The following is a 9,597-nucleotide window of genomic DNA, read 5'->3' on the forward strand; positions in this document are numbered from 1 at the left end:
TTACACCCAAGGCCGCCTGACCATGCAGCCCGGTGACCACACCCCAAATTACACCTCATTGACGGACGTGACCCGTTGCCCTGTCGATATGAAGATGGAACCAGCCTTCCGTCATCTTCATTTCGCCGCCCCAGAAGCTGTCCAGTCCTGCAGGAATGATGAAGACAAAGTCCGGGCCGACCCGCAGATCGACAGCCGTCCCGGCAAATCTGCAGAACTGGGCATAAGATTGGCCGGTCCTCGAAAGGATCACCAGACTATCGCTGGCGGGAACCTCGATCTCGATGCCCTGACTGGCATCGGGCGCCTTGCGCTGCCAAAGCGAGGACATGTGCCCTCCGACATGCACGTTAGAGACCGCGGGCATGCCGCCCAGAAAGAGAGCATCATCATAGCTGTGCAGGCCGGTTGACGGCCGGTAGACCAACCTGGTCGGGTCTTGGGTGTAAAGCTGATGGCTCATGGCAAGCTACCTTGTTCGGCCAATATGATGTTCAAGTGACGGCCTGCGCTCAGCATCGACAATATGCCGGAACCGGGCAATATTGCCGCTCCGGGGTGATGATTTGCCAGGTCACGGAAAAGCCGGGCTAGGCTCTTACTTAAGAATACCTGCTGCAGGTCAAACTCAGCACCATCGTCCACAGCCTTCGCAGCGATGGTGGCAGTACAAAGAAATCGCCGATGGTGCAGGGCCTGGCATGGCGCGCAGCCAGGCCGATTCAGCAAAACACGGCTTCATGCGGGATCTCCAATATCCTTGGGCCATCTGACGACCTCCCGCGTCCGCAGATGACCGGCGATAGTCTAGCGCAGCGCCGCCAGACAGACGGTTCCAAATCCCGCAGGATTGTGCAGAAATTGCTTCAGAATTGGGGCTAATGTCAGTGTATGTCGGCCGCAGAGGCATTTCGCGACCGCAAGCCCAATCGAAAGGTGCGAGGTTGAGGCTCGGGCCAGAGATCGAACCCTACAGACCCAGATCGCTGAGACCAGGATGATCGTCGGGCCGCCGGCCGAGCGGCCATCGAAACAGACGCTCGACCTCCGCAATCGGATGCTCGTTGATGCTGGAGAAACGCCGTGTCATCAGGCCGCTGTCATCAAACTCCCAGTTCTCGTTGCCATAGGCGCGGAACCACTGCCCGCTATCGTCATGATATTCATAGGCATAGCGGACCGCGATGCGACGCCCGTCATGGATCCACAATTCCTTGATCAACCTGTAGTCGAGGTCACGATTCCACTTGCGCACGAGAAAGGCTTCGATCTCGGCACGACCCTGCGGAAACTCGACCCGGTTTCGCCACTGGCTATCGAGCGTATAGGCCAGCGCAACCCTGGCGGCATCCCGGCTATTCCAGCCATCCTCGGCCAGGCGGACCTTTTCGCGTGCGGTTGCCTCAGTGAAGGGCGGCAAGGGAGGGCGAGCCATGAACTACTCCTGCAAATACTGCAAAAAGGCCACGAAGGCCGCAATGCGTACGACCAAACGATGCGGCTGCCTGCGGAACCCTGCAGATCAGGGCTGTATGGCCATGCCGGCCATTGGCAGATTGCAAAATGCCACATCAGCGCCCCTGATGGTCTGCTCGAAGCTCCCATCCGGCCGGTTGCCGCAAACATCCTCCAGCCACGGTTGCACCACAATCTCAATCACGTCTGGCCAGGGCGAATGCGGGAAGACCATGATCGCCTCGCCCGTTACCTGGAAGCTGGCGGGATGCGGAACGCCAGACTCGCCCATCATGAAAACAGCTGTTCGAACTGAGAGATGGTCGAGTGATCGCCCGGTTTCTACTCTGAGCGGAGCAGATGTGCCCGACTTCGGCCTTGTCCAAAACCAAGCGGATGTATCGATGCGCCTGCGTTCCGGTTCCGAAGCCGAGAAGCGGAAGCGCTCCTCCCTGCCGATTTTGCGACCTTGCAAATCCGCCATCGCCGGATCAACCCTGAGCCAATAGCTGGCGCCCGGACGCAAGGCTGGACCGAGCGCCTCGTGCGCTGCGACCCCGCGCTTTATGCGCGCCGGATGCATGAGCAAGGTCAGTATGCGCCCATCTGCCGTCCAGAGGCCGTCGGGATAATCGACCAGAACGCCGCTGACAGCCTGGCCGTCGTCGGTCATCAACTGGACGTGGGCAGCGGCATCGAACGGGTCCATTGCACGATCGAACTCAAAGTGGAACCGCAGGATGTTGGCTGGCCAGACCACGCTCGCGGGGTGCACGGACACCATGCGTGGCGGATCAGCGAATAAGTTCGTCATGGCCCTCATCGCGCTTCATCATGGCATGGAATGGCCGGATGTAGCCTTGCTGAAAGGAATCGCCTTCCGGATAGGCATAGCCTGGCATGTCATATTCGTTGACATGGTCCGACAGGCGGAAAAACGCCCCCTTGCGGAACGACACGAGTTCTAGCGCCCCTGTTTGCGCATCGCGTCGCAGCGCGAGCAGGAATTCGTCGCCCTGGTCTGCAACAGCCACCAGGTTCCCCAGCGGAACGGGAATGGCGCGGACGCCCGCAAACTGGTCGAAGGGCGCCTTGACCGGCTGAGTGAGGCCCTGACCTGCTGCCGCTTCGGCAATGGCGGGAAGCGCGATAAGATCCGCCGATTTGGCAGCATTGGCGACGAGAACCCAGTCGGAACTTTGCCCCTGGTATTCGATGGCAAATGACATCACTGAAAGCGGCGTATTGCCGAAGCCGAGTTCCGCAATCGTCTTTGCTCTCAACCGTGATTGATCGACCAGCTCTGCCAGAGGAACGATGACAAGCGGTGTGCAGGTATAGGCTGCGAGCAGATGCGGAATGCCCCCCAGCGTGACCAAGTCCATTGCCCGGATGGGCGCACGCGTTTCTAACTGATTATGGACGGCATGATACATTTCGATCCGCGTCGATTTGGGCTGTTTGCCGAAAGGATAGGCAATACGCCGCAGGGTCGACGCAAAGTCTGCATTGGCAATCCCGGAAATGAGCAGTTCATTCCCCTGCCAGGCGAAACAGGTGACCGTCAAAGTCCGGACACTGGCCTTGCCCCAAAGGCTGCCCTCCCCTGGCAGGTCGGACAGGGCAAGCGACTGGACATGCCAGTCATCCGGATCATGGATGGTGACAGAACCGTCGGCCGTTGCCAGAGCAAGCAGGACCCTGCCGCCGATTTCCGCCGCCACGATCGCGCGTCCTGCATGTTCCTGGCAGGCCAGCGCCGTTGCCCGCACGCGCCTCGACCCAGCCATGGCCAAAGCCTCGTCGACAGCGACAAGATTGAAAGCAGCCGTCTTGCCGGAACCCCCAGGCTTGGGCAGATCGAGCACATGGAGCGACCCGCTGCGCCAGTCGGCGAGGACCAGCCTGCCGTCCGGAGCCATCGTCATGGCGCTGATCGATTTCACCTTGGCCGGCTCGCGCGCGTCTACGACGGGCGCCGAAACAAGCGAGGCGGTTATGCTGGCAGCGGCGATAAACGAGCGCCGATCAAGGTCTGGCATTTGCAATTCCCTGTCTTGATGCTGGCAATTTACAGACCCATCCTGTGGCGCCGATGCGGTGCATAATGCCAGTAGGGACGGACTGCGGTGCCGGAATTGCGCGACCAACCCGCGCTTGCGCAAATTATCGCCCATGGGTCAGCGCACGCTGGTAGGTTTGCCGGTTGTTGGGGCTTCGGTTCAGGTGTCGCGCATTGCAGCGTTCACCTGGATATCGGGGGAGCCCATACGCGGGAACTCTTGGGCGCGCTCCTGCGCAGTCATCCGGCCGCCAAGCCGGGTTGCGGATTGATCACCGGGTCGTCTCGCAGCCTTCGCGCTGCAAAATCTATGAATGCCCGCACCTTGGCGGAGGCGCGACGACCTTCGAGATGGGCCAGGTGCACCGGTAGGGGATTGCGCTCGAATTCTTCGAGAACCAGCCTGATCCGGCCTGCAGTGACTGACGGGCCAACCTGATAGGATAAGAGCCTGCTCACCCCCCAACCCTGCTCAACGGCGTGCAGCACGGCGGCGTTCGAGTTGCAGGTGAGCGAAGGCTGGATGCGGATCGTCAGTCGATCATCGTCTCCAAAGCGCCATTCATGGCTGCCGAGCGAGCCTGTCGCCACGATGACGCGGTGGCGCTCGAGATCGGCGGGATGTCGAGGTACACCATGCCGCTTCAGATAGTCAGGGGAGGCGCAGATGACCGATCGCACAGCCCCGACCCGGATCGCGGCCATGCTTGAATCGCCCAGGTGGCCGATCCTCAGCGCCAGATCCATGCCTTCCTCGAGAAGATTCGTGACCCGGTCCAGCAGAAGCAGCCTGCCGCTAACATCGGGATGTTGATCGAGAAAATCGAGTAGGATCGGCATGATGTACAGCCGCCCGAACATCACCGGGGCGGTAATGGTCAGCAGCCCGCGCGGTGATGCATGCTGCCCCTGCGCGGCGTATTCCGCATCCGCCAGTTCCTGCAGGATACGTTCGACATCGGCCAGATAGCGGTGTCCCGCTTCGGTCAACGCAACGTTGCGGGTGGTGCGGCTGAACAGACGCGTCCCGATATGGTCTTCGAGCGCCGCTACCGCACGGGTGACGGCGGGCGGGCTCAGCCCCATCTGCCGGGCAGCGGCGGCAAAGCCTTCCCCCCGCGCTACCGCCACAAAAACCTGCATGGCATGCAATCGATCCATTGGGCTGACCTAACATTATTTCACTGAACGGAATAGAACCTTTCTTTCGACGGCTATTCTTTCAGAGGACCCAAAGGCGTAGCTTCTGGTCATCCGGTTCGACCGGCCCTTCAAACCCAAGGATCCCGTCATGAAACTCTATAGCCACCCGCTCTCTGGCCATGCCCACCGGGCCAGCCTGTTCCTTTCGCTGATCGGTGCCGAGGTCGAGGAAATTGTTGTCGACCTTGCAGCAGGCGAACACAAGACCCCGGAATTCCTCAAGCTCAACCGATTCGGCCAAGTGCCGGTGCTGGTCGATCGCGACACTGTGATCGCCGATTCCAACGCGATCCTGATCTATGCCGCGCGCAAATATGGCCGCACCGACTGGTTGCCCGAGACAGCTGAAGGCGCCGCCGCCGTTCAGCGCTGGCTGTCCATTGCGGCCGGGCCGATAGCCTTCGGCCCGGCAGCCGCGCGGCTGATCACCGTGTTCGGCGCCAGGTTCGATGCCGACGAGGTCATCACGCGCGCGCATGCCGTCCTGTCGCAGATCGATGCCGAACTGGCCGGTCGCAGCTGGATCATCGGCGGCACGCAGCCGACGGTCGCCGATGTCGCGCTGTACAGCTACATTGCCAACGCCCCCGAGGGCAATGTCGACCTTGCGCCGTACCCGCAAATCCTCGCCTGGCTGCGCCGGGTCGAGGGCCTTGAAGGCTTCGTTCCGTTCCAGCGCACAGTTGCTGGCCTGCGCATCGCGGCCTGATCTCCCCCTGCAGGCTGGCAGCCTACCTGCCAGCCTGCCACCCTGTCTGAAGGAGTTCGTTGTGATGACTACCCCGACCAGCGCACCCTGGCATGCAGGCGAAGTCGCGATACAGCAAACGGTCGGCGTCGCCGAGCGAATGGCGGTTGTGGGCAGCAAGGTCGTGCGTGACTTCATGCCGGACCAGCATCGCGACTTTTACGAGCAGCTGCCCTTTATCGTGATGGGTGCGGTCGATCCTCAGGGCGATGCCTGGGCGACCTTCGCCATCGGCAATCCGGGATTCCTGTCATCGCCGGATCCCCGCACGCTGGAGTTTGCCTTCGAGCGCGATCCGCTCGATCCCGCCGATTCCGGGCTTGATGACGGCGCTGCTGTGGGGCTGCTCGGCATCGAGCTGCATACTCGTCGCCGCAACCGGATGAACGGAACACTGCGCCGCAGCGATGCCAGGAGCCACCATGTTCAGGTCAGCCACAGCTTCGGCAATTGTCCGCAATATATTCAGCTGCGCGATTTCCGCTTTGTCCGAAATCCGGCGCAGCCATCCCTCGCTCCGCCCGAGGAGATCGAGACCTTGCACGGACGCCCCGGAGAGATGGTTGCGGCGGCCGACACCTTCTTCGTCGCGTCCTATGTCGATACCGGTAGCGACCGTCAGGTCGATGTCTCGCACCGCGGCGGCAAGGCGGGATTTGTGCGCATCAATGCAGACGGCACGCTCACCATTCCCGACTTTGCCGGCAATCTGCATTTCAACACGCTGGGCAACTTTCTGGTCAATCCGCGCGCCGGGCTGATCTTCGCCGATTTTGCCACTGGCGATGTACTGCAGATGACCGGAAGTACCGAGGTCGTTCTGGATTCGCCGGAGATTGCCGCGTTCCAGGGCGCCGAGCGGCTGTGGACCTTTCGCCCGAGACGGATCGTGCTGCGGCGTAGGGCGCTGGCGCTGCGCTGGGCGATGCGCGAAAAGGGCTGGTCGCCCAATTCACTGATGACCGGCGACTGGCAAGCCGCCGCGCAGCGGATCGAAGCCGAAGCACTAACCAAAAGCTGGCGTCCGTTCATCGTGACCGATGCGATAGACGAGAGCGCGACCATCCGTTCCTTCCATCTGCAGCCGCAGGATGGAAAGGGGTTGATAGCGCACAAGGCTGGCCAGCACCTGCCGATCCGTGTCACATTGCCTGGCGATACCGAGCCGAGCTTGCGCACCTATACCCTGTCCTGCGCGCCGTCCGATGGCAGCTACCGTATCAGCGTCAAGCGCGATGGCAGGGTTTCGCAGTTTCTGCACGACCGGGTCGCAACAGGCGTGACCTTAGAAGCCAAGGGGCCGACGGGCACATTCACGATCGATGCGGCGGAACGCCGGCCTGCGGTGCTGGTCGCTGCCGGCGTCGGCATCACGCCAATGCTCGCAATGCTGCGCCATATCGTTTTCGAAGGGATTCGCACCCGCACAATCCGCCAGACCTGGATGATCCAGACCGCGCGCAACAAGGCCGAGCGCGCCTTCGATGCTGAGATCAACGCCCTGGCCGAGGCGGCGCAGGGGGCGGTTAGGGTCATCCGCATCGTTAGCCAGCCCGGCCCTGACGAGCGGACCGGCCGCGACCATCAGGGCGTTGGACGGCTAACCGCCGATAGCTTCCGGCAGATCCTGCCCTTTGGCGATTACGACTTCTATCTGTGCGGCCCCGGCGGGTTCATGCAGGACCTGTATGACGGGCTGCGCGATCTCAACGTCGCTGATCAGCGCATCCATGCCGAAGCATTCGGCCCTTCGGCACTGGCTCGCCGATCGGACCCATCTGCCGAGGCTGCGCCGCAGCCGCAGGCAGCGGAAAGCAGCGTCAGCGTTGTATTCACTGCATCGGGCAAGGAGGCGCGTTGGCACCCGGAGGGTGGATCGCTGCTTGAACTGGCGGAATCGCGAGGTCTGAAGCCCGAGCACAGCTGTCGCGCCGGATCGTGCGGTTCATGCGCGGTGCGGCTGCTCAAGGGCCGAGTTGCCTATCCCGTCACGCCCACCGCGCCGGTGGGCCCGGATGAAATTCTAATCTGCTCAGCGGTCCCGGCTGCGGGCAGCGAAACGCTGGAGATCGAACTGTGACTCAGGACCTGCAGACCAGCCTGCATCTTGGCCTTTCGGCAGAGGCAATGCTGCTGATCGACCCGCAACTGGAAGATAGCTCAATGCCGTCATGGTCGATGCGAAGCTGGCTTTTGCGAATGATGTTCTGCCTCTTACTGCTTTTGCTGCTCCCCGGTGCGCCTTTCATTTCCGAAATTGGCTTCGGCCAGTTCGCCAAGGCAGCGCAATGCGCAAGCCGCTGCAATGCGCCATCCGTGACCCTTGTGCCTCGCCTCACCGTCTTCCTGTAATACTCTGATCGAAAAGGACCTTTTGCCATGTCAAGACCACCACTTCCCCCGTTCACCGAAGCAACTGCGCGCGAAAAGGTGCGTTTGGCCGAAGATGGCTGGAACAGCCGTGATCCTGTACGGGTCACCCAGGCCTATACGCCCGATAGCCAGTGGCGGAACCGGGCAGAGTTTCCGCGAGGCCATGCCGAGATCGAGGCATTCCTGACGCGGAAATGGAATCGCGAGCTCGACTATCGGCTGATAAAGGAACTCTGGGCATTCGGCGGCAACCGCATCGCAGTGCGCTATGCCTATGAATATCATGACGATAGCGGCCAGTGGTTCCGTGCCTATGGCAATGAGAACTGGGAGTTCGACGAAGACGGTCTCATGGCGCGCCGCTTTGCCAGCATCAATGAACATCCGATCGACGAGGGTGAACGCAAGTTTCGATGGCCGCTGGGTCGCCGCCCCGATAACCACCCGGGCCTCAGCGACCTGGGACTCTAAGGCCCCGTGGGGCAGGATCGTAACTGTGCCTGGCGACAGCACCAGTTTGATCACGGGCAATCAAAAGCGAGTGTGCCAGAATTCCGTTGAGTTGATTTGCTGGCTCGCTAACCCTTCTGCCCGTCATCGCCAAAGGCGCGCGGCAAATTAGGTGCGGCGCGATAGCAGGGAAGTACCGCTTGGGGCATTCCAAGCGCTTGTTGCTAAAGCCGACTATGCCGAGCCGCACCTGCTAACAGGCCGTTGTCCCGGGCCCGCCCTTAAACGGATCGGCATAGTTTGACGTGATCCAGCCGCCATAGAACGCTCCCGGCTGCGGGATGACGGTTTCGCCATCGACCGTGCAGCGGTCGAACGGCCCGGCATAGAAGGCAACGTGGTCGCGCAGCATCACGAAGCTTGCGCTGGGACTTAGATAGCTCCAGCCGACGCGAGGCAGCACATGGTCGCCGATCATGACATCCCAATAGCTGGCGGCCCCCTTCCACTCGCAGGACGAGCTGCCGGGCGCACGCCTCAACACCGCAGGCGCAATGTCGGCGGGCGGGATGTAGTAGCTCGGCGGATGGCTCGTCTCAAAGGTGCAGATGGCGTTGCGGGTCTCGGCAACGATGACGCCGCGATGCTCGATGCGGATGTGCGCATCGCAGGGTTCCGCAACAGCAGGGCGGGGAAAATCCCAGACGCTGAGCTGCTCGGGCTTTACCGGATCGGGTTTCGGACGCATGCAGTTATCCCTTGTTCGTGGACCGCGCCCACAGGTTCGCGGTGGCCTCGACCGTCATGGCATCGGCCGGATACGGCTTGTCGAACGCATAGAGCTCAGCAAGCGGTGCAGTGAGCCAGGTCTTCCATTGATCCGCGCGCAGGATGACCGGCGAGCGATCGTGTATGTGCTCGAGCTCGGGAGCGTTTTCGGTCATCGCGCCGGTATAGCAGTCGCCCCACTCGTCCGAGGTTCGCCAGAGCCCGGCCCAGGCAAAGATCGGCTCCCCGCGCACCGACAGCCAGGTCTCGGTCATGCGTCCCGGTGTGCCTACGGCTTCGGCATAGCGCGAGGTAGGGATGAGGCAGCGATGCTCGGGCAAGGCTGCCCAGCGCTTCCAGAACGCGCCGAGCTTGTCGAACCGGGCATTATTGACGGGCTTGGGCTTGAGCGGCTGCCCCTGCTTCCCGCGCAGGACCACCGGGAAACCCCAGGTCATTTGCTCGGGTCACGTCCGTCAATGAGGTGTAATTTGGGGTGTGGTCACCGGGCTGCATGGTCAGGCGGCCTTGGGTGTAA

General features: G+C 61.8%; 11 protein-coding genes. 4 read left to right on the top strand and 7 right to left on the bottom strand.

Annotated features, from left to right (window positions below; all coding sequences use genetic code 11):
- Positions 1-55 precede the first annotated feature (55 nt).
- The 5 genes from K5Q19_RS06885 to K5Q19_RS06905 all read right to left on the bottom strand — a co-directional run bounded on the left by K5Q19_RS06885 (position 56) and on the right by K5Q19_RS06905 (position 4,678).
- On the bottom strand, positions 56-463 hold the full coding sequence (locus K5Q19_RS06885; protein ID WP_273303961.1) for a hypothetical protein: 408 nt from the start codon (positions 461-463) through the stop codon (positions 56-58).
- A 507-nt stretch (positions 464-970) separates the two neighbouring features.
- A complete protein-coding gene (locus K5Q19_RS06890; RefSeq protein WP_273303962.1) occupies positions 971-1,435 on the bottom strand; it encodes a nuclear transport factor 2 family protein in 465 nt (154 codons plus the stop codon).
- 87 nt (positions 1,436-1,522) lie between these two features.
- Complete coding sequence (locus tag K5Q19_RS06895) at positions 1,523-2,269, bottom strand: hypothetical protein (protein ID WP_273303965.1); 747 nt, start codon at positions 2,267-2,269, stop codon at positions 1,523-1,525.
- Positions 2,250-3,497 (bottom strand): hypothetical protein, encoded by a 1,248-nt coding sequence (locus K5Q19_RS06900; RefSeq protein ID WP_273303967.1) that lies wholly within the window; start codon positions 3,495-3,497, stop codon positions 2,250-2,252. Before K5Q19_RS06900 ends, K5Q19_RS06895 begins: the two co-directional genes overlap by 20 nt.
- Positions 3,498-3,757: 260 nt before the next feature.
- On the bottom strand, positions 3,758-4,678 hold the full coding sequence (locus K5Q19_RS06905) for a LysR family transcriptional regulator (protein ID WP_273303969.1): 921 nt from the start codon (positions 4,676-4,678) through the stop codon (positions 3,758-3,760).
- 130 nt (positions 4,679-4,808) lie between these two features.
- Between K5Q19_RS06905 and K5Q19_RS06910 the strand changes: the two genes are divergently transcribed.
- The 4 genes from K5Q19_RS06910 (at position 4,809) to K5Q19_RS06925 (ending at position 8,312) form a co-directional block, all read left to right on the top strand.
- A complete protein-coding gene (locus K5Q19_RS06910) occupies positions 4,809-5,429 on the top strand; it encodes a glutathione S-transferase (protein ID WP_273303972.1) in 621 nt (206 codons plus the stop codon).
- A gap of 64 nt (positions 5,430-5,493) precedes the next feature.
- On the top strand, positions 5,494-7,548 hold the full coding sequence (locus K5Q19_RS06915; RefSeq protein ID WP_273303974.1) for a pyridoxamine 5'-phosphate oxidase family protein: 2,055 nt from the start codon (positions 5,494-5,496) through the stop codon (positions 7,546-7,548).
- On the top strand, positions 7,545-7,820 hold the full coding sequence (locus tag K5Q19_RS06920; RefSeq protein WP_273303977.1) for a hypothetical protein: 276 nt from the start codon (positions 7,545-7,547) through the stop codon (positions 7,818-7,820). The genes K5Q19_RS06915 and K5Q19_RS06920 overlap by 4 nt, the downstream gene beginning before the upstream one ends.
- 27 nt (positions 7,821-7,847) lie before the next feature.
- The gene (locus tag K5Q19_RS06925; RefSeq protein WP_066281408.1) at positions 7,848-8,312 is read left to right on the top strand and encodes a nuclear transport factor 2 family protein; all 465 of its coding nucleotides are present in this window, start codon (positions 7,848-7,850) and stop codon (positions 8,310-8,312) included.
- Positions 8,313-8,544: 232 nt separating this feature from the next.
- Here K5Q19_RS06925 and K5Q19_RS06930 read toward each other — a convergent pair whose 3' ends face one another.
- Both K5Q19_RS06930 and K5Q19_RS06935 read right to left on the bottom strand, forming a co-directional pair.
- Entirely contained in the window at positions 8,545-9,039 is a 495-nt protein-coding gene (locus K5Q19_RS06930) for a DUF427 domain-containing protein (RefSeq protein WP_137775285.1), read from the bottom strand.
- 4 nt (positions 9,040-9,043) lie between these two features.
- Complete coding sequence (locus tag K5Q19_RS06935) at positions 9,044-9,517, bottom strand: SOS response-associated peptidase family protein (RefSeq protein ID WP_273303980.1); 474 nt, start codon at positions 9,515-9,517, stop codon at positions 9,044-9,046.
- Between the last annotated feature and the right edge of the window lie 80 nt (positions 9,518-9,597).

Source organism: Novosphingobium sp., from assembly GCF_019748365.1.
In the GTDB taxonomy this organism is placed as follows: Bacteria; Pseudomonadota; Alphaproteobacteria; order Sphingomonadales; family Sphingomonadaceae; genus Novosphingobium.